The organism is Hyphomicrobium sp. NDB2Meth4 (assembly GCF_900117445.1).
GTDB lineage: Bacteria > Pseudomonadota > Alphaproteobacteria > Rhizobiales > Hyphomicrobiaceae > Hyphomicrobium_A.
Window position 1 is genome coordinate 179,984 of record NZ_FPEJ01000003.1, and the last position, 18,262, is coordinate 198,245.

Annotated in this window: 20 protein-coding genes; 10 read left to right on the plus strand and 10 right to left on the minus strand. The window is 61.4% G+C overall.

Annotated features, from left to right (window positions below):
• Window positions 1-13: 13 nt before the first annotated feature.
• The 3 genes from NDB2M4_RS06955 to NDB2M4_RS06965 are packed head-to-tail and all read right to left on the minus strand — an operon-like array spanning window position 14 to window position 4,486.
• On the minus strand, window positions 14-361 hold the full coding sequence (locus NDB2M4_RS06955; RefSeq protein ID WP_072372337.1) for a DUF3240 family protein: 348 nt from the start codon (window positions 359-361) through the stop codon (window positions 14-16).
• Complete coding sequence (locus NDB2M4_RS06960) at window positions 337-3,456, minus strand: efflux RND transporter permease subunit (protein WP_072373318.1); 3,120 nt, start codon at window positions 3,454-3,456, stop codon at window positions 337-339. The genes NDB2M4_RS06955 and NDB2M4_RS06960 overlap by 25 nt, the downstream gene beginning before the upstream one ends.
• Before the next feature lie 4 nt (window positions 3,457-3,460).
• Window positions 3,461-4,486, minus strand: a complete 1,026-nt coding sequence (locus NDB2M4_RS06965) for an efflux RND transporter periplasmic adaptor subunit (RefSeq protein WP_244536079.1) — start codon at window positions 4,484-4,486, stop codon at window positions 3,461-3,463.
• A 205-nt stretch (window positions 4,487-4,691) separates the two neighbouring features.
• Here NDB2M4_RS06965 and NDB2M4_RS06970 point away from each other — a divergent pair, with 205 nt between their 5' ends.
• From NDB2M4_RS06970 to NDB2M4_RS06980, 3 genes are all read left to right on the plus strand, one after another.
• On the plus strand, window positions 4,692-5,345 hold the full coding sequence (locus tag NDB2M4_RS06970; RefSeq protein WP_072373324.1) for a response regulator transcription factor: 654 nt from the start codon (window positions 4,692-4,694) through the stop codon (window positions 5,343-5,345).
• A 5-nt stretch (window positions 5,346-5,350) separates the two neighbouring features.
• A complete protein-coding gene (locus NDB2M4_RS06975; RefSeq protein WP_072372339.1) occupies window positions 5,351-6,706 on the plus strand; it encodes a sensor histidine kinase in 1,356 nt (451 codons plus the stop codon).
• A 120-nt stretch (window positions 6,707-6,826) separates the two neighbouring features.
• Entirely contained in the window at window positions 6,827-7,702 is an 876-nt protein-coding gene (locus NDB2M4_RS06980) for an FkbM family methyltransferase (protein ID WP_139247133.1), read from the plus strand.
• Between the two features lie 53 nt (window positions 7,703-7,755).
• On the opposite strand, the gene NDB2M4_RS06985 is transcribed toward NDB2M4_RS06980, so the two are convergent.
• The 3 genes from NDB2M4_RS06985 to NDB2M4_RS06995 form a co-directional block, all read right to left on the minus strand.
• Window positions 7,756-8,196 (minus strand): VOC family protein, encoded by a 441-nt coding sequence (locus NDB2M4_RS06985; protein WP_072372343.1) that lies wholly within the window; start codon window positions 8,194-8,196, stop codon window positions 7,756-7,758.
• On the minus strand, window positions 8,196-8,483 hold the full coding sequence (locus NDB2M4_RS06990; protein ID WP_072372345.1) for a GlsB/YeaQ/YmgE family stress response membrane protein: 288 nt from the start codon (window positions 8,481-8,483) through the stop codon (window positions 8,196-8,198). Before NDB2M4_RS06990 ends, NDB2M4_RS06985 begins: the two co-directional genes overlap by 1 nt.
• A gap of 61 nt (window positions 8,484-8,544) precedes the next feature.
• The gene (locus NDB2M4_RS06995; RefSeq protein ID WP_072372347.1) at window positions 8,545-8,889 is read right to left on the minus strand and encodes a hypothetical protein; all 345 of its coding nucleotides are present in this window, start codon (window positions 8,887-8,889) and stop codon (window positions 8,545-8,547) included.
• 123 nt (window positions 8,890-9,012) lie between these two features.
• Here NDB2M4_RS06995 and NDB2M4_RS07000 point away from each other — a divergent pair, with 123 nt between their 5' ends.
• From NDB2M4_RS07000 to NDB2M4_RS07010, 3 genes are all read left to right on the plus strand, one after another.
• Complete coding sequence (locus NDB2M4_RS07000; protein ID WP_072372349.1) at window positions 9,013-9,975, plus strand: fumarylacetoacetate hydrolase family protein; 963 nt, start codon at window positions 9,013-9,015, stop codon at window positions 9,973-9,975.
• Between the two features lie 8 nt (window positions 9,976-9,983).
• Window positions 9,984-10,745 carry a cyclase family protein gene (locus NDB2M4_RS07005; RefSeq protein WP_072372351.1) on the plus strand — a complete coding sequence of 254 codons (762 nt, stop codon included), beginning with the start codon at window positions 9,984-9,986 and terminating at the stop codon, window positions 10,743-10,745.
• 157 nt (window positions 10,746-10,902) lie between these two features.
• Complete coding sequence (locus NDB2M4_RS07010) at window positions 10,903-11,250, plus strand: DUF6582 domain-containing protein (RefSeq protein WP_210186514.1); 348 nt, start codon at window positions 10,903-10,905, stop codon at window positions 11,248-11,250.
• Between the two features lie 13 nt (window positions 11,251-11,263).
• Here NDB2M4_RS07010 and glpK read toward each other — a convergent pair whose 3' ends face one another.
• Window positions 11,264-12,763, minus strand: coding sequence for a glycerol kinase GlpK (gene glpK, locus NDB2M4_RS07015; protein WP_072372353.1), 1,500 nt, complete (start codon window positions 12,761-12,763; stop codon window positions 11,264-11,266).
• Window positions 12,764-12,895: 132 nt separating this feature from the next.
• Between glpK and NDB2M4_RS07020 the strand changes: the two genes are divergently transcribed.
• Window positions 12,896-14,248 (plus strand): AmpG family muropeptide MFS transporter, encoded by a 1,353-nt coding sequence (locus NDB2M4_RS07020; RefSeq protein ID WP_072372355.1) that lies wholly within the window; start codon window positions 12,896-12,898, stop codon window positions 14,246-14,248.
• 75 nt (window positions 14,249-14,323) lie between these two features.
• Here the strand turns inward: NDB2M4_RS07020 and bfr are convergent, their stop codons facing one another.
• From bfr to NDB2M4_RS07035, 3 genes are all read right to left on the minus strand, one after another.
• The gene (gene bfr / locus NDB2M4_RS07025; RefSeq protein WP_072372358.1) at window positions 14,324-14,821 is read right to left on the minus strand and encodes a bacterioferritin; all 498 of its coding nucleotides are present in this window, start codon (window positions 14,819-14,821) and stop codon (window positions 14,324-14,326) included.
• Between the two features lie 147 nt (window positions 14,822-14,968).
• A complete protein-coding gene (locus NDB2M4_RS07030) occupies window positions 14,969-15,307 on the minus strand; it encodes a (2Fe-2S)-binding protein (protein WP_072372360.1) in 339 nt (112 codons plus the stop codon).
• Between the two features lie 158 nt (window positions 15,308-15,465).
• Complete coding sequence (locus NDB2M4_RS07035) at window positions 15,466-15,957, minus strand: RrF2 family transcriptional regulator (RefSeq protein ID WP_072373327.1); 492 nt, start codon at window positions 15,955-15,957, stop codon at window positions 15,466-15,468.
• Window positions 15,958-16,320: 363 nt separating this feature from the next.
• Here NDB2M4_RS07035 and NDB2M4_RS07040 point away from each other — a divergent pair, with 363 nt between their 5' ends.
• From NDB2M4_RS07040 to NDB2M4_RS07050, 3 genes are all read left to right on the plus strand, one after another.
• Complete coding sequence (locus NDB2M4_RS07040; protein ID WP_139247134.1) at window positions 16,321-16,818, plus strand: hypothetical protein; 498 nt, start codon at window positions 16,321-16,323, stop codon at window positions 16,816-16,818.
• 162 nt (window positions 16,819-16,980) lie between these two features.
• Entirely contained in the window at window positions 16,981-17,442 is a 462-nt protein-coding gene (locus NDB2M4_RS07045) for a hypothetical protein (protein ID WP_072372365.1), read from the plus strand.
• Between the two features lie 143 nt (window positions 17,443-17,585).
• Complete coding sequence (locus NDB2M4_RS07050) at window positions 17,586-18,122, plus strand: hypothetical protein (protein WP_072372368.1); 537 nt, start codon at window positions 17,586-17,588, stop codon at window positions 18,120-18,122.
• Window positions 18,123-18,262 lie beyond the last annotated feature (140 nt).

The window sequence follows — 18,262 nt, forward strand, 5'->3', positions numbered from 1 at the left end:
CCCGCCGCCATTGTCAGCCGGAGTGCTCGTCCGCGGATGCTGCAGCCACGGGCCTCATGCGCCCGAAAGCCAACACCGGCTCGATCCAGTAAACGAGATCGGCAATCGCCGCCTTCAATAGGATTTCTTCGACCAGAAGCTCGATGCGGGCACGTGGCAGCACCACCATCAGAACTCCGCGCGTGATCCGGCCTCGCACGCGTTCGCGCATGCTGGCCTCCGCAAACGAATGCCCATGCCCCTCCGCTTGCCACGTCGTGAAGCCCGAAAGCGGTGGCTCGGAGTTCATCATCACCTCCACGAGGTGGTTTTCAGACGCCGGCGGATAGATGAGCGTCAGCTTGCAAAGGGATTGGTCCATGCCAGACTCCGTGAATCCGCAAGCGCAGCCCCGGCAGAAACACCGAAGCGGCGGAAGAGAATGGGCAGCAGGATGAGCGTCAGCGTCGTCGACGTCACCAGGCCGCCGATGACGACAATCGCCAGCGGCTTCTGAATTTCTGATCCTGGACCACTCGCATAGAGCAGCGGCACCAGACCGAAGGCGGCAATGCTGGCAGTCATCAGCACAGGCCGCAAACGCCGCATCGACCCTTCGAACACCACCTGCTTCAGCGGCATGCCGCTGGCGATCAGCTGATTGAAGTAGCTCACCAGCACCAGACCGTTGAGCACGGCAATCCCGAGCAGTGCGATGAACCCGACCGACGCCGGCACCGACAGGTATTCTCCCGATATCCAAAGCGCCAGCACACCGCCGATCAGCGCGAACGGAATATTCGCCAGGATCAGCGAAGCCTGCCTGACGGACCGCAGCGTCGCAAACAACACCACGAAAATGAGCGCCAGCGCGATCGGCACCACCACGGCTAAGCGCGTAGCGGCGCGCCGCTGGTTCTCGAATTCGCCGCCCCACACGAGGCGATAGCCCGGCGGCAGCTTCACAGCGGCATCGACCGCCTTTTGCGCATCCTCGACGAACCCGACGAGGTCGCGCCCCGACACGTACGCCTGCACGATGGCAAACCGCGACGCATTCTCGCGATCGACCTTCACGAGGCCGGCCGTGCGCTTCAGATGCGCGACATCGCCGATACGCACGAGCCCTCCGTCGCCAGAAACGAGCTGGCTCTGCATGAACAGCTCGGGCGCCTTGCGCAGCGTCTCGGGACCGCGAATGACGATATTGGTGCGCTTCTGCCCTTCGGGGACGATGCCCGCAGGAGTGCCCTCGAGCAGGGCACGCAGCTCGTCCTCGATACGCGTCACCGAAAGCCCTGTGCGGCCGGCAGTGAGCCGATTCATCTCGATCTGCAGGTAGTCGACAGTATCGTTGGACGCAGTGAACACTTCCGCAGCGCCGCGCACACCGGAAATCGCCTTCTGGATTCCTCCGGCAAGTTTCGCCAGCTCGTTGAGATCTGAGCCGAATATCTTCACTGCGAGATCGCCGCGCGCACCGGTCAGCATTTCCGATGTGCGCATCTCGATCGGCTGCGTGAACGAGAATTCCACCCCTGCCATATCTGCCATTGCATCGCGCAATTGCTGCAGCAGCCAATCCTTGTCCGGCACGCGCCACGTCCCTTTAGGCTTCAGTACAAGAAACGCGTCCGTGTCATTTGGGCTCATCGGGTCCAGCCCCAGTTCGTCGGTGCCGACGCGCGATATGACTTCCTGCACCTCAGGAACGCGCTCCAGCAGTGTCCTCTGGATTCGCAGGTCGCCGTCGATGCTGTGTTCGAGATTGATCGAGGGTAGCTTGGTCGTCTGCATGATGACCGAACCCTCGTCCATCGTCGGCATGAATGTCTTGCCGACTGCAAGATAGCCCATGACCATTGCGATGACGCCCACCGCCGCTGCCAGATACACGGGGTACGGAAACGCCAGGCAGAAGCGCAGCAGCGGCCGATAGCCGGCCTCGATGATGCGCATGAGGATGGGGTTCTTGTGCGCCTTGCCCCGCAGGGCCATCGACGACAGAGCGGGAATGAGCGTCAGCGACAGCAGCAGCGACGCCGACAACGCCAGCACGATCGTGATGGCAACCGGTGCGAACAGCTTGCCTTCCAGGCCTTCCAATGACAGCAGCGGCAGGAACACGAGACAGATGATCAGGATGCCCGATGCGACGGGCGTCACGACCTCCGACGCCGCCATATAGATGTGATGCAACGGGGGAATGCGCGTATCGCCGGCATGATGGTTGAGCCGCTCGACAGCGTTCTCGACCACGACCACCGCGGCATCGACGATGAGGCCGATCGCGATGGCAAGACCGCCCAGACTCATCAGGTTGGCGGACATCCCCAGTAGCTTCATCAACAGGAACGTCATCAGCGCTGCCATCGGCAGCGTGACCGCGACCACGATCGAAGCGCGAATGTCGCCGAGGAACAGGATCAAGAGCACCACCACCAGCACCGTGGCCTCGAGCAGTGCTTTGGAGACCGTGCCGACCGCGCGCTGGATGAGATCCGAGCGATCGTAGAACGTGTGCAGCTCCACACCCGGGGGGAGAGCCGACTTCAATTCCTCTAGCTGCTGCCGAACGCCTTTGACGATGCTGCTCGCATCCGCACCGCGCAGCGACAGCACGAGCCCCTCAACCGCCTCGCCCTTGCCATCCTTCGTCACCGCGCCATAGCGCGTGAGATTACCGATGCCGACCGATGCGACATCCTGCAGGCGCAAAACCTTGCCGCCCTCCGACCGCAACACGATCTGCTGCAGGTCGGCTGGCGTCTTGATCGCACCCTCCGCGCGCACCACCAACGCCTTTTCGCCATCAGATAGGCGCCCGGCGCCGTCATTGCGGTTCGTCGCGGCGATGGCTTCCTTGATATCAGTGAGCGAAATGCCGGCGGCGGCCAGCGCAGCGCTGTCTGGCACGACTTCGAATGTGCGGACCATGCCGCCCAGCGCATTCACGTCGGCGACACCTGGAATGGTGCGCAGCGCCGGCCGGATCGTCCAGTCGAGCAGCGTTCGGCGCTCCTCGAGCGAGAGGTTGCCACCTTCGATCGTGAACATGAAGACGTCGGACAGCGGCGTCGAGATGGGAGCAAGTCCACCCGAAGCATTTGCCGGAAGAGCATCGCTCGCGCCCGCCAGCCGTTCCGCAACCTGCTGACGCGCCCAGTAGATGTCGGTGCCGTCCTCGAAATTGAGAGTGATGTCGGCAATCGCATACTTCGCCGATGAACGCAGGATCGACAGGTGCGGAATACCGAGCAGCTCCAGCTCGATCGGCGTAATGACACGCGTCTCCACCTCTTCCGGCGTCATGCCGGGCGCCTTCATGATGATCTTCACCTGGACCGAGGAAATGTCCGGGAAGGCGTCGATCGGAATACGCATGAACGCCCACGCGCCAGCCAGCGCGACCAGCAACGAGCAGAACAGCACGAACGCTCGCTGCGTCAGCGCGAACTCGACGACCCGGCGCAACAGCATCCTATTCTCCGCCGATCATGTTCTCGAGCTGTGCGAGCCCCGACACGGCGACCTTCTCGCCGGGATTGAGCGCGCCCTCAATCGTGGCGCCGTGCAGCGTCTTTCCCTTCAGGGTAACCTCGAGCACATTGAATCCCGTCTGAGTGCGAACGAAAACGCTGGGCTTCCCGCGCAGCCACACCACAGCGGACGCCGGCACATCGAGACCGCTCTGTGCAGCTTCGCGATGAATGCTCAACGTCACCATCTGCCCCGGTACGAACCCCGAGTTCGCCGGGATGCTGCCGGTCAGGAGGGCCGATCGCGTTCTCGCATCTATCGAGTGGCTTACCGACAGCACTTTCCCGGTCGCGCCGTTGTCCAGCCGGATCGTGTCACCCGCGCGAACCCTGCCGATGAGCGATGCGGGTAGCTGCGCCTCGACCCAAAGGTCGTTGCTCGTGTCTATTGTGATTGCAGGCGCCATGGCGACGATGCTGGCGCCAGGCGCCACGTTCGATTCGACGACGCGGCCCGCCCGCTGCGCGATCAGAGCATATGACCCGTCGGGGTTCGTCTTGATGTTGCCAAGCGTCACGAGCCGGCGATGTTCCTCGACGACGGCCTGCAATCCCGCCCGCTGCGCCTCTGTCTCCGCAGCGCGTGTCGGTGAAGCGATGTTCTTATCGGCAAGCCCCTTGTATCGCTCGGCCACCGCCTGCGCCGCACTGAGATTGGCTTCCGCCTGACGCAACTGCGAAAGCGTCTCGACCAGTTCGCGGCTCGCAATCGTCATAAGGACAGCGCCGGGGGCTACAGTCTGTCCCGGCAGCACGTCAACCGAAACGACCGTACCCGCAAACGGCGCCGGCACCGCAATGCGGGAATTCATCGGGGGGATGATCGTGCCGGGTAGAAGCGCGATGGCCTCTTCAGTAGCCGGCCGGACCTCTTCGAGGCGGATCTCTAGGCGATCGATCTGCGCCTCCGAAACAGCAATCTCGGAAGCGCAAGCCCCCGACATCGGTGCGACGAGAGCCGCGATCACGCTAGCAACTGCAAAAAAATCTTGTTTTGTTAAGAACATACGGCGCAACCCTCCAGGTGCGTTTAAGGGCTGTGCCACACCTACCTGAAACCAACCTGAAAGCTAGAATAAATCCAAAGAACGCGCGGCCCGTTCTTCAGCCCGACTGGCCTTTCAGCTTGAATTCAGCTGCCTGTCCTATGAGTTGCGGATACTGGAGGCTCTCATTCGCATCTTGCTGGTCGAGGACGACGACGACATCGCTGGGCGGCTCGTTTCCGGGCTGCGAACGGCAGGGTTTGTCGTGGATCGCGCCAAGACCGGAGAGGACGGCGTCGTCATGGGCCTCGGCGATCAATACGAGGCCGCAGTGCTCGACCTCGGTTTGCCTAAAATGCAAGGCATCGCCGTCCTGAAGAAGTGGCGGATCGAAAAATGCGACATGCCCGTACTGATCCTTAGCGCACAGGGAACATGGACTGAGAAAGTCGAAGGTCTAAATGCGGGCGCCGACGATTACATCACTAAGCCGTTCCACATTCCCGAGGTTGTCGCACGGCTGCGCGCACTCATTCGGCGCAAATCCGGCGCTGCCGATGCGCTTCTGAAGCACAAGGAGATCTGTCTCGATACCGCGTCCTGCAAAGCAACCGTCGCAGGCACGCCGGTGGACCTCACTGCGTCCGAGCTGAAACTCCTGACCTACTTCATGCACCGCCCGGGCCGCATCATCTCCCAGGGAGAGCTGACCGAGCGCCTCTACGCGCTCGAAGATAGCGCCGAGTCCAACACCATCGAAGTGTACATCAGCCGCCTGCGCCGCAAGCTTGGCCGCGACGTCATCACGACAGTGCGCGGCCTCGGCTACCGGATGGATTGAAGCCGATGATACGCAGCCTCAAAACACGGCTCATCACCGTGGCGACCATCTGGATTGCCATCGCTGTCATCGTCTCCGGCTTCCTGCTTTCGCGTGTGACGAGGGAATTTCTCGTCGGCCAATTTTACGACGAGCTTTATGTCCACCTCGACGAACTCCAGGGTTTGATGGAGTACGACGACAAGGGCCAATTCAGCCTTCAGCGTCCGCTCAGCGATCCCCGCTACCTCAAGCCTCTTTCCGGCTTCTACTGGGAAATCCAGAAAGGCGGTCACATCCTTGCCCGGTCGTCCTCTCTCGAGGGACCGAAGTTGAACGTGCCCAACGACGACGGCGCCGATGCCCAAGTGCACACGCATCGTATCAACGGGCCGACAGGCGAGTTGCTCGTCGCTGAACGTTTGCGCTGGCTCGACAGCACCCGCGATCCGCTGCGCATCATCATCGGCACCGACAAGCGCTACCTTGATGGCGAACTGCAGAAATTCAACAAGGTACTTACCTGGTCGCTGGGTGCCTTCGCCCTGTCCATGATCGGCGCTGCAGTTCTGCTGCTGCTTTACGCCATGGCGCCATTCGGCCAACTGCGAGCAGCGCTGGCCCGGCTGCGCAACAGCGGTGCACCGCAGGTAAGTGGTGCCTTCCCCGAAGAAGTGCAGCCGCTCATTGATGACCTCAACAATCTGCTGACGGCTTCGGGCGAGCAGATTTTGCGTGCCCGCGCCCAGGCCGGCAACATCGCGCATGGTTTGAAAACACCCCTTGCGGTCCTCGTCGATGAAGCCCGCCAGCTCGGTGAAAGCGGCGCAGAGCACTCAGCGGGCATCATTCGCGAGCAATGCCGGCGCATGCAAAATCAAATCGACTACCAGATCGCCCGTGCGCGCGCAGCCGTAGGCCGGTCCAGACCCGTTGCCGCCTCGTCGCTGGGCGACACCGCCGAGCAGGTGGTACGCGCACTCGGCCGCCTCCATATCGAACGAGGGCTAAAAATCGAGAATTGCGTTCCCGCCAACCTCATGGTGGCGTGCGAAGCGCAGGATCTCAACGAGATGCTCGCCAACCTCGTCGACAACGCCTGCAAGCACGCAAGGACTGAGGTCGTCATTCGCGCCGAAGGAAGCGCCGCCCCCGGCTTTGTATCTGTCAGTGTCGAGGACGATGGCCCAGGGCTACCCCCGGAGGCATGGGATGTCGTATTCAAGATCGGCGCACAGTGGACCAGCCAACCGGGAGACGGATCAGGTCTAGGCCTTCCTATCGTGCGAGACCTCGTGCAGCTTTATGGCGGCGACATCACCCTCGGACGATCACCACTCGGCGGCCTGCTAGTCACCGTCCAAATTCCCAGCGCTCATTGACGCTCATCATTGCATCCTTGATCGGCGCGCCGCTAAATCCCAGTGGCCAAACCCCTCACAGGCCCTTGCCAAAGAACCCCCAAGCGAACAACCTTAGACAGCGAACTCGCACAAGGGCCCATGATGGTAGTTCTTAGCTCATTGAAATCGGGGCTCCGTCGAGCTCTAGGCCAAACCCAACTTGTCAACCGAATCGATCAACTGAGTTCCGACATCCAAGGACTCCGCCGGCGCATCGACTTCCAAATCGAAGCCGTCCCAACTTTCGATGTAGGGGAGCGCGCCAGAACCTTGGGTGAACTGATCACGCCGAAGGCCGCCCTTGGAATTAAAAAGAGGCGCTTCGGTTGCGAAGGCGACGGCGGCTACGTGATGCTCCCGGCCTTCGAAGGCCAGCACATCGCATTGTCTTTCGGAGTGGGAACCAACGCCACCTGGGACGCCGACATCGCGGCCAGCGGGCTGCTCGTACACCAGTTCGATCACACGATCTCTGGTCCGCCAATTGTCGATGACCGAATCATTTTCCATCGCCAGCAGATCATGGCCAAGCCTGCCGCAGTCGGCGTGACGTTGTCCCAGATCTTGGATGAACTAAAAGTAACTGCTGAAGCCCCGGCGATCCTCAAAATCGACATTGAAGGGGACGAGTGGGCGGTGTTCGACACAGTACCTGACGACGCGCTATCTCGAATCTCGCAAATCGTGTGCGAGTTCCATTTCTTCGATCGCATTGCTCACGACGCTACATACGCGACTTACGCCCGCGTCCTGGGCAAGCTCAACAACCGCTTTCAGTCAATCCACGTGCACGCAAACAACTATGCTCCCATGCTTCTACTGGGGGGCGTACCGTTTCCCAGCGTTCTCGAGGTATCGTACGCAAGCCGCAGCCACTACAAATTCGAAGATACCACCGAGCGCTTTCCCGGCAGCTTGGACACTCCAAACAAGATGGATACGCCCGACTACTACTTGGGACGCTTCGAATTCTAATATCCCTTTGCTGGCCCGCCGCGCCTTCCACATCGAAGGCACATCGGTAGCCATCAACGTTTCCGCCTCAGCGCGCGCTTGCGCTGCAACGCGCGCGTTTTCTCGCCCCACTTCATGCCTTCGAGCTTCATGCCGTCGGGATCGAGAAAGAATACCGCGTAGTAGTCGTCGTAATACTCGTCGGCAGGATCGACGATCTTCGCGCCCGTCTCTTTCAGAAATGCCTGCAGCGCATCCACGTCTTTGCGGCTGCGCAGTTCGAACGCATAATGATGTAGACCCACATCGCCGATGCGGAACGTGTGCTTCCGACCCTTGCGATCCGCCTGCTCGAGCCAATAGCGCGTCTTGCCGTTGGTCCAGCCGATGGCGTCCTCGTACTCGTCGAGCACTTTGAAGCCGAGGAAGTCGAATAGCCTGCCGTAGAACGCCTTCGAGCGCGCGAAATCGGAAACTCGAACCGATATGTGGTCGATGTTGACCACACGCACCATCAGACAGCGCCGCGCTTATGCCAGAGCCAAAGCCCGATCAGGAACAACAGCGAACCAATCACCGCCGACACGATGTCGCGCAGCGAAATAGAGATCGCCTCGAGTGCCGGGAGGAGGTTGAAGATTCGGAATATGAAGCCGCCGACCAAGGCACCGACGAGACCGATGCCGAGGTTCTCCCACAAGCCGAAGCCTTCTCGCTGCCAGCGCACCACCATTCCGGCGAGGGTGCCACCGATTAGACCTATGATCAGCCATACGATGATCTGCGCCCAGCTTATAACCATTGCCCGCTCCGATCGGCTTGATGAGCGAGGTGCCGGCAGGCACCTCGCCTAGTTGTTGGACCTACTTCACCTTCATGGCATCAGAGGTGCTCTTTTTCTCGTCACCTTGGAATGCCGTCTTCTTGTAGTGCTCGCCTTGCTTGGCGATTTTCGTCGTCCAGCCGGTATCCCAGCTGATCACAGCGGTGCCGTCTTTTTCTTCCCACTTGCCCTTCATGCCCTCGGAGCCGCGATCAGCACGCGCCGTTCCATCCTTGTCGAGCATGATTTTGAAGTCGGAACCGCTGCTATCCTTCACTTGCCAAGTGCCGGCGAAATGATGGTCTGCAAACGCAGCACCCGCGCTGATCGCAAAAGCAGCCGCTGCAGCGAGAGTACCGACGATCGTTCTTTTCCGTAGCGTCATGACGTTTCCTCTCATCAATTGGAATTATGCCGAACCATTGGAAACGTCGTACTAATCGCCCCGTTCCGAAACTCTAAAGCCGCTCACGACAATGCGAGCCACAGTTGATGTGATGGACATCCCATGAAGCTCCGCCGCACTGCACACGATGGAAGGCTGCGGCTCGAGCTACTTGCGCCGCACGGATGGGTCAGCGCCTCAGAGACGTTGCGGCGCCTTCCTCAGCTTGCAGCCGTCGATGCCTCCGATGCAGTCGCGCTCGTCGCCCTGCCGGACGACGTTCAGGCCGCGATTGCAGAAGCCGCTAAAGATGTATCTCCACCCGAGAGCTCCGCGGCGCGGCCCGCGCTCCCTTTCGCGCCACGCTCGTTCCGTGACTTCATGTTGTATGAGGCACACGCGATTGATGCAGCACGCGGCTTCGCGCAACGCTTCATGCCTGCTGGCGCGCGCATCATCGACATCTACGAGCGGGTGACGCGGCGAACATTCCCCGCGCTCAAACCATCCGCGCTCTGGTACCGCGAGCCGATCTACTACTTCGGGAACCACCTCAACTTCGCCGCCGATGGCGAAGACATTCCCTGTCCAGCTTATACGCACGCCCTCGACTATGAGCTGGAACTCGGTTTCGTCCTCGCTCATCCGCTCCGCAACGCCACGCCTGCCGAAGCCGAGCGCGCAATCGGCGGCTTCGTCATCCTCAACGACCTTTCGGCCCGCGATGTTCAGCTCGCCGAAATGCGCTCCGGCTTCGGCCCACAGAAGTCGAAACACTTTGCAAACGCCATGTCCGCCGTCCTCGTCAGCGCCGACGAAATCCTGCCGCGCTGGCGCGATCTCAAAGCCGGCGTCACCGTCAACGGCACCGCAGTCTCGACCTGCGCCACGGCAGGCGCGCGTTACACCCTCGGTGAAGCCTTGGCGCACGCCAGCCGCGACGAGCAGCTGCATCCCGGAGAGCTCTTCGGCACGGGTACACTGCCGCGCGGCAGCGGCATCGAGACCGGCCGCCTTCTGCAACGCGGCGATATTGTCAGCCTCTCCATCGACGGCATCGGCACACTGACCAACCGCATCGTTTAGAGGATTCAATGCAGGTCATAGATCTGTCGAAGCCGATCCAGTTCAATCACGGCGATCCACGCTTCATGCAGGTGAAGATCCGCCACAAGCCACACCGCGCCGCAAAGCTTCTGGTGCGCCTGCTCGGATTGCCCAAGCGCCTCTTCCCCTCCGACTTCACCGGCTGGGCAGACGACACCATCACCAAGATGGGCGTGCATTCGACCACGCACATCGATGCGCCCTGGCACTACGGCCCCACATCCGCCGGCGCTCCCGCGCAAACCATCGACGAGATGCCGCTCGACAAATGCATCGGCCCCGGCGTCGTACTCGACCTCACCCACAAGGCCGATGATGACGCCATCACACCGGCCGACATCGAAGCCGCGCTCGCCAAGACAAGCGCCACGCTCGATGAGAGCACCATCGTGCTCATTCGCACGGGGCGCGACCGATATATGGGAACGAAGGAATTCTGGCGGCGCGGCACCGGCATGAGCGCCGCCGCAACCGATTGGCTCCTCGACCGCGGCCCGACCGTCATGGGCATCGACCAGTGGGGATGGGACCTGCCGTTTCACACGCAGATCGCACGCTCGAAAGCAACGAACGACGCAACGCTGTTCTGGGAAGCCCACCGCGTCGGCCAAAAGCGCCCCTTCTGGCACATGGAGCAATTGACCAATCTCGGCGCGCTGCCGCCGACCGGCTTCGAAGTTATGGTGTTTCCACTGAAGATCGTCGGCGCTTCCGCCGCGCCCGCCCGCGTCGTCGCGGTGATCAGATAAAGTCGGTCATCTGCACCAAGCGTCGCCCCCAGAGATCGACCTTATTCGGGCTTGATGCTGCGCATCCGCGCATCGCCCAACTGCGTAGTTTGAAATTGGCAGCGAGCGCCACCATGTCGGCATGAGGGGGCCCAATCCAAGCCAATGGAGAACGGTCATGCAAACCACATGGAAACCCCACGAAAAGCATGGAGAACTCACCGGGCGCAGTGATCTGCCCGATACCGTGTTCGCCTTTCCCAAAGAACGTAAAGAGCCGTTAACCGACGCCAGTCACGTCAGAAACGCGATCGCGCGCTTCGACCAGACTGTCGGCGTGTCAGATGAGGATCGAGAGCTTGCGTTCGCCAACATCAAGAAGGCGGCCGCGCATTACGGCGTCGACATGACGGAAAAGAACTGGAAAGAGCTTGGCAGCCATCCAAGCACGGGGCGAACGAAGGAAGATCGCGAAGCGTCTGCGCGCAAAGCCGCGAAGACCCGCGAAGAACACGCCCACAAGTGAGCCCACAAGTAAGCTACAGCCGTGACCTTTGTTGCGTCAGCGTTCGCCTCACCGCGTCGTGCCATGATGCGATGAGGCGCGCGCGTTCGGCCTCCGCCATGCCCGGCTGAAAGCGGCGACCCAACGCCCACATCGCTGCAAACTGTTCCGGCTGTGGATAGAATCCCGTCTGCAATCCCGCGAGGTACGCCGCGCCCAGCGCCGTCGTCTCCACAATCGTCGGGCGATCCACCGGCACGTCGAGAATGTCGGCCAGACGCTGCATCGTCCAATCGCATGCGGCCATGCCGCCGTCCGCGCGCAGCACCGTGCCGTTCTGCGCCGGCCAGTCGCCGCGCATCGCCGTCAGCAGATCGAGCGTCTGGAAGCACACCGCCTGCAACGCCGCGCGCGCGAACTCGTTTGGACCTGCATTGCGCGTGAGCCCGAACATCGCACCGCGGCAATCGGGATCCCAATACGGTGCGCCGAGACCAACGAACGCCGGCACCAGCACCACCTCCTGCCCGGGATCGGCCTCGCTCGCCATCCGCCCCGTGTCTGATGCGTGATGCACGATCTTCAAGCCGTCGCGCAGCCACTGCACCGCGGCTCCGGCAATGAAGATCGATCCTTCCAGCGCATACGTGCGGCGCCCGCCGATCTGATACGCGATGGTCGATAGCAGCCGATGCCGCGAGGCGATGCAGTCATCGCCCGTATTCAGCACTGCAAAGCAGCCGGTGCCGTATGTCGATTTCAGCATGCCCGGCTTGAAGCACGCCTGTCCGATCGTCGCTGCCTGCTGATCGCCCGCCATGCCGCGCACGCAGATTGGCGCGCCGAAGATGTCACCATCCGTCTCGCCGAACTCCGCCGCGTTGTCGCGCACCTCCGGTAGCAGCGCGCGCGGCACACCGAACACGCGCAGCAGATCTTCGTCCCATTCCCCCTTGCGGATATCGAACAGACACGTGCGTGCAGCGTTCGTGGCATCCGTCGCATGCACGCGCCCGCCCGTCAGCCGCCACAGCAGAAAGCAATCGATCGTGCCGAACGCCAGCTCGCCGCGTTCCGCCCGCGCACGCGTGCCCGGAACATGATCGAGAATCCACGCGATCTTCGTCGACGAGAAATAAGGATCGAGCAGCAGTCCGGTCCGCTGCGTAACCAGCGCCTCATGGCCCGCAGCACGCAACGCCTCGCACACTTCCGCCGTGCGCCGGTCCTGCCATACGATTGCGTTGTAGATCGGCCGGCCGCTGGCGCGCTCCCAGACTACCGTCGTCTCGCGCTGATTGGAGATGCCGATGCCCACGATCTGCGTGGGCCCGCCCGCTTTGGTTACGGCCTCGCGCGCCGTATCGAGCACACTGCGCCAGATCTCCTCCGCGTCATGCTCCACCCAGCCCGAGTATGGAAAATGTTGCGTAAACTCCTGTTGCGATACGCTCCGCACATGACAATTCTCGTCGAACAGCAGCGCCCGTGAGGATGTTGTCCCCTGATCGATCGCCAGCACGTAGCGGCCCATCGCCCCCTCCGATTCTTCTTATTGCCGCACTGCAGTCACCCTAACAGGCGACACAGCATCGACAGATCGGCAAGACCCTAGTAGCAAGCGCTGCCCCTTGTCCCAGCGGAATCCCCAGCGGAGCCCTCCCGAATGAGCGTCCCCACGCAAAGTGAGCCGCGCCAACCCCCATCGTATCTGGAAGCGCTCACCGTTTACTTTCGGCCGAGCGTGCTCGTCATCATGCTGCTGGGGTTCTCGTCGGGTCTGCCCCTGGCCCTCTCTGGCGAAACACTGCGCGTATGGATGGCCGACCGCGGCGTCGATCTCGGCACCATTGGTCTGCTTTCGCTCGCCGGCCTGCCGTACACCTTGAAATTCCTCTGGGCGCCCGTCGTCGACGCCTGGAAGGTTCCATACCTGCAGGACATCTTCGGCCGTCGCCGCGCCTGGCTCATTGCCTCACAGCTCGTGCTCATGGCCGCGATCATTTTTCTCGGCACGCGCGATCCTATCAACGCTCCATGGATGATCGGCCTCGGCGCGTTGATCGTCGCCTTCGCCTCGGCGACGCAAGATATCGTCGTTGACGCCTACCGCGTGCAGGCGCTTCCCAACGACGAGCAGGCAGCCGGGATGGCCGGCTACGTCGCCGCCTATCGCATTGGCATGCTCGCATCCGGTGCCGGTGTCATCGGCTTCAGTGCCTGGCTCGAAACCCAGGGCCTCGACAAGGCCGCGGTATGGCCACTCGCCTATGCCGCTGCGGCAGCCCTCGTCCTCGTCGGCCTCTTCGCCTCGGTCATCGCCAAAGAGCCCAAATCAGACCTCAATGAGAGGCCAGTCGAAGGAAGCCCGATGACCCGCCTTTTCGAGACGGCAAAGGGCGCCTTCTCGCAGTTCCTCGCCCGCGACGCCGCCGTAGCGATCCTCCTGTTCGTCATCCTCTATAAGCTGTGCGATGCGCTCGCCGGCACCATGACTGCCCCGTTCGTGCTATCGCTCGGCTATTCGAAGGCCACTTACGCCGCGATCGTAAAGGGCGTCGGCCTTGTTGCGCTTCTGGTCGGCGGATTTGCCGGCGGCGCCGTCGCGCGCGCGATGTCCATGCACACGGCCCTTTGGGTCGGCGCATTCCTGCAGATGTTCTCCAACCTCGTGTTTCTGTGGCTTGGCTATCAGACACCGAGCCCCGAAGCGTTGACCGTTGCCATTATCGTCGAGAACTTCTCCGGCGCCATCGGCACGGTGATTTTCGTCGCCTACTTGTCAGCGCTCTGCCGCGACCCGTTGCACACGGCAACGCAATACGCGCTGCTCACAGCACTCGCTTCGACCGGACGAACGTTGTTCTCGTCTGGCACCGGATACGTTGCCGAAACACTTGGCTGGCCACTGTTCTTCATCGGCACCGCTTTGAGCGCCATCCCAGCGCTGATCCTGATGGTATGGCTCCAGCGTCGCGGGCATTTCCGCTCTCTGGAAATCGACGCCCGCGGCGGCTGACACCGCCAAAGAAAATGGCCCCGGCTTTGAACCCGGGGCCACTTCGTCACGCAAATTGTCTTCGCCGGAAGTCGATCAGTCGGCTTTGCCTTCGACCTCGTTGGCCGGAGCAGCCTGCAGCTGGCCGTAATTCTGGATGCCGATGTTCTTGAGAAGGTCGAGCTGCGTCTCGAGGAAGTCGATGTGGCCTTCCTCGTCGCGCAGCAGATCCTCGAACAGGTCCATCGACACATAGTCTTTATGCTGACGGCAAAGCTCGCGTGCCTTGGAGTAGAATTCCTGCGCGATGTACTCGCCCTTCAGATCGCACTCCAGAACCTCTTTCAGGTTCTCGCCGATCATCAGCGGCGCGATCTCCTGCATCTTCGGGAAACCCTCGAGGAAGATGATGCGCGTGATGATCTTGTCCGCGTGCTGCATCTCCTCGATAGACTCTTCGCGCTCCTTCTTGGCGAGCTTGGTGTAGCCCCAGTCATCAAGGCGGCGATAGTGCAGCCAGTACTGGTTGACCGCGCCGAGCTCCAGCTTCAGAGCAAAGTTCAACGCGTCGATAACTTCCTTATTACCCTTCATGGCCGCCCTCTATGCCTCAACTGAATTGGTCGGGTGCTGAGTCGAACGTTGGCGCTGGCGACGTGACTCAGGAGCGCGATCCTCGCCTCGAGGACGCGGGCGCAATATAGATTGGTAAATTAGAAAGATTCCAGCCTAAAGTGCCGCTCAGGCGGATTTGCGAACGATTTCCTTCGATTGCCGAGCCGGCTGGTCGGCATTCGAACCCGGGGTCAATCGCTCGCGTTTTGTCTTGAACGTCAGCAGCTTATTGCGCGTCGTGGCACTCAGGGTGGGCGAGATCAGGCCCTTTTTCTCCAGCTCGTCGACCTTGTTGTAGATCGTCTCGACGGCAACAGGGGCGCAGCTGCAGCAGTTCATGCGCTTGGCGAGGTGGCGGAAAACCACGCCTGGCGTCGGGATCGGGGCGTTGGGAGCATTCAAAATCTCCACGAGCGCCGTCTCGACATCCCGGTCAGTTATGACAGTGCACGAACAAACGATCATCGCCAGCTTCCCTGCCGCGCGTTTTTATCTAAGGCTGCGCGTGCCTTATTTATGGAAACGATCACTCAACTTTTGAAGGGAAGCGCCTTCGAGTCAAGGCCTCAAAAGAAGTAAAATCACGTGGTCTGAGCGTTATTTCTCGCAATCGGGCCCGTTAACTAAACTGGACGCTGCGGCGCTGACTGCTGCGAACCCCGGCGCGTGCGACTTCCGCCCGCCTTCTGGCTGCCCTTACCTGTACGGCCGCCCGAGTCCCGCCCCCCTGCCCTGCGGGCAGCACCGGCGGCCATATCCTCGAGCGTATGCTGGTCCAGAACGCTGATGAACGCGTCGAGCGCGTCGTCGACGATCCGATGCAGGCTCCCGCGCCCGTCATCCTCTTGCTCGTCGTGCCCGAGGCTCTCGATCGAGCGAACCACGTCCCCGATGCGAATTTGCGACGCAGGGCGCGCCAGACGCACGCCACCATGCCGGCCTCGCACAGAGGCAAGGAACCCGGCCTTCGACAGCAGATGCACGATCTTGAAGGCGTTCTGCTGCGTAATATCGAGGCGGCCGGCAATATCGCCCACCTTGATCAGCGAACCCTCAGCCGTTGCGCAGTCGATCAGAATGCGGACTGCGTGACTGGTAGATTTATTTAGGCGCATGCGAATCTGGCTCTCAGACTTGAGACTGATCAGCGTTACGGCATCTTGGGCAAGCTTGGCAACCACTTCTCCCAATCGCCCATGCTTCTAAAGCAAAAATATCGACTCCGAGAGTCAAATTATCAAGCTAACTGCCGTTCCAGAGCCAAAAAAAGCTCGTTTTCCCTCCGCCGTTGCGTCCCGGCATCGACCCGCTGTCATGACAATGTCACATGCGGCTTCTGGCACATAGGCCCCGCCGAGGCGCACCCTATTCCGTGGAGCCCCTGTTCCGGCTGGAACAGCGGTGTCGCCTGGTTCGCCTCATAGTCCAGTTCAACGAAGCCCAAACGGGCCGTGGAGCTGAACCCGCCGGAGACGACCATGACCAAGCTGCTCGCCATCGCCACCGCATTCATCCTAGCCATCTCGACTTCCGTGACCACCGCCCAAGCCGGCATGCGCGTCGGCATTGGTATCGGCGTCGGCGCACTGGCGCTCGGCGCCATCGCCAACGCTCACCGCCACCACGAAGCTGAGGAATATCGCGCCCGCAAAAAGTCTCGCACGGTCTACCGTGAACGCGAGAAGAGCCCTGCCCGCGCCGCCAAGAAATCGATGAGCAAGCAGCAGCAGACCGCGGAGATCGAGGTCGAGGCCGAGCCCGTCTCCAGCGAAGCAAGCAGCATCGCCTCCAGCAGCAATGACGCTGCACCGGCGATCACGACCGGCTCGACCGATAAGCCCGCCGAGGCGAAGGCTGAGACCGCATCCCTAGTCTCGGAAGAAACTCCGGAAGCAAACGATGAAGCCGGCCACGCGATGGATTGCAAAAAGTTCTTCCCCTCCGTCGGCATGACGCTCTCTGTACCCTGCGAGTAAGCTACAACCTCAACGCCACCACCAGACGCTTCGATCGGCCCCGGATCTCCGGGGCCGATTGTCTTTTGCGAGCACGCTCTCGCGCATGTCACGCCAGGAACAGCGCTGCATTCATCACGCGTTCATCATGCTCCGAGCGATGCAATCTGCTCGGGGACTGCAATGAACAAGCTACTGCCGTTGAGTGCCACGCTCATGATTTTCGGCTCCTTGCCGATGTCCGCCGCGCTGGCCTGGTGCGATGACGACTGCGTTATCGAAGCACACGAAGCAGCATACGAACGCGCCGCCGCGCGCGAAGAAGCCGAAGAGGAAGGCTACGTCGTAGAGCAGCAACCGCGTCATCGGCCGCGTCGGGACGAGCCACGACAGGCCGAACAGGCCTACGCGCGTACTCGCCAAAGCGCTGCAAAGCGCGAGGACGATCAGCCAGTCGCACGTCGGCCCGCCGATAGCAGCTCGCAACCACGGGCAACGGCCAAGATCGAAAATTCATCCATCGCCACCAGCGGCACGCGCCTGGCCGAAGGCACCGACGACCGCAGCGGAACGGCGCACCGCGAGGTCGGTTGCAAGACGTTCTTCCCGACGGTCGGCATGACGCTTTCCGTTCCCTGCGATTAGCGAGCGGACAAAACAAACTCCGACCCGGTGTCACAGCAGGAACAGCACGATTGCACAGGCCCGGCGATGATGCGGGCACGTTGGGCGCAAGCATCAGACACCGCCCATTCAACCGAAATGCACTCGCATCGTTGGAGGAAACAATGAAATGGTCTCCCCTCGCTCTCATCGCAGCGATTATCTGCGCCGCCACGACATTCGCTTCGGGCGCTGAAGCAGGCTTCAGGATTCGCCTCGGCTTCGGCGGACCACTCCCCGCTTTCACTGCCCACGGCAACAGCTATCACGGCGCCCGCGAATATCACCGCAAGCGTTACGTTGCGCGCCACCACGCCAAGAAGCCGAAGGTGCACGTCGCCAAAAAGAAATCTGCCGAACCCAAGGTCGCGAAAAAGCAGCAACAGGAGAAGGTCGCCGCCAAGCCGGCAACGAAAAAAGCCCTTGCCGTTGCCAAGGCGCCTGCACAGGTTTCAGCGCCGGCCGACACCGAGAACTCATCCATCACAACCGCGTCTCTGGAAGCCGGCGAGCCCACTGCCGACATCGACAACACTGAGTCGATCGACGTTCAGATTCCCGAACCCAAGCCCGCAATCAAGCCGGGCAAGCAGGCGAGCAAGCTTGACTGCAAGAAGTTCTTCCCATCCGTCGGCATGACCCTCACTGTGCCATGCGAATGAGAAGATAGCTGATAGATACCGCGGGCCGCCCCGGTGGCTCGCGGCAAATTGGATTGCAACCGGCTTCTGCCGGATCCTTACCAAAGACCGCCACAAACTCCGGCAATGCATTGCGCCGGGCCAAGGGGAACCACATGCAG

What these genes read in the sequence shown, in the direction of transcription:
- NDB2M4_RS06955 (WP_072372337.1), bottom strand. Translation starts at nt 361, where the DNA reads ATGGACCAATCCCTTTGCAAGCTGACGCTCATCTATCCGCCGGCGTCT.
- NDB2M4_RS07040 (WP_139247134.1), top strand. Translation starts at nt 16,321, where the DNA reads ATGACCAAGCTGCTCGCCATCGCCACCGCATTCATCCTAGCCATCTCG.
- NDB2M4_RS07020 (WP_072372355.1), top strand. Translation starts at nt 12,896, where the DNA reads ATGAGCGTCCCCACGCAAAGTGAGCCGCGCCAACCCCCATCGTATCTG.
- NDB2M4_RS07050 (WP_072372368.1), top strand. Translation starts at nt 17,586, where the DNA reads ATGAAATGGTCTCCCCTCGCTCTCATCGCAGCGATTATCTGCGCCGCC.
- NDB2M4_RS07010 (WP_210186514.1), top strand. Translation starts at nt 10,903, where the DNA reads ATGCAAACCACATGGAAACCCCACGAAAAGCATGGAGAACTCACCGGG.
- NDB2M4_RS07035 (WP_072373327.1), bottom strand. Translation starts at nt 15,957, where the DNA reads ATGCGCCTAAATAAATCTACCAGTCACGCAGTCCGCATTCTGATCGAC.
- NDB2M4_RS07005 (WP_072372351.1), top strand. Translation starts at nt 9,984, where the DNA reads ATGCAGGTCATAGATCTGTCGAAGCCGATCCAGTTCAATCACGGCGAT.
- NDB2M4_RS06975 (WP_072372339.1), top strand. Translation starts at nt 5,351, where the DNA reads ATGATACGCAGCCTCAAAACACGGCTCATCACCGTGGCGACCATCTGG.
- NDB2M4_RS07030 (WP_072372360.1), bottom strand. Translation starts at nt 15,307, where the DNA reads ATGATCGTTTGTTCGTGCACTGTCATAACTGACCGGGATGTCGAGACG.
- NDB2M4_RS07045 (WP_072372365.1), top strand. Translation starts at nt 16,981, where the DNA reads ATGAACAAGCTACTGCCGTTGAGTGCCACGCTCATGATTTTCGGCTCC.
- bfr (WP_072372358.1), bottom strand. Translation starts at nt 14,821, where the DNA reads ATGAAGGGTAATAAGGAAGTTATCGACGCGTTGAACTTTGCTCTGAAG.
- NDB2M4_RS07000 (WP_072372349.1), top strand. Translation starts at nt 9,013, where the DNA reads ATGAAGCTCCGCCGCACTGCACACGATGGAAGGCTGCGGCTCGAGCTA.
- NDB2M4_RS06990 (WP_072372345.1), bottom strand. Translation starts at nt 8,483, where the DNA reads ATGGTTATAAGCTGGGCGCAGATCATCGTATGGCTGATCATAGGTCTA.
- NDB2M4_RS06985 (WP_072372343.1), bottom strand. Translation starts at nt 8,196, where the DNA reads ATGGTGCGTGTGGTCAACATCGACCACATATCGGTTCGAGTTTCCGAT.
- NDB2M4_RS06995 (WP_072372347.1), bottom strand. Translation starts at nt 8,889, where the DNA reads ATGACGCTACGGAAAAGAACGATCGTCGGTACTCTCGCTGCAGCGGCT.
- glpK (WP_072372353.1), bottom strand. Translation starts at nt 12,763, where the DNA reads ATGGGCCGCTACGTGCTGGCGATCGATCAGGGGACAACATCCTCACGG.
- NDB2M4_RS06980 (WP_139247133.1), top strand. Translation starts at nt 6,827, where the DNA reads ATGATGGTAGTTCTTAGCTCATTGAAATCGGGGCTCCGTCGAGCTCTA.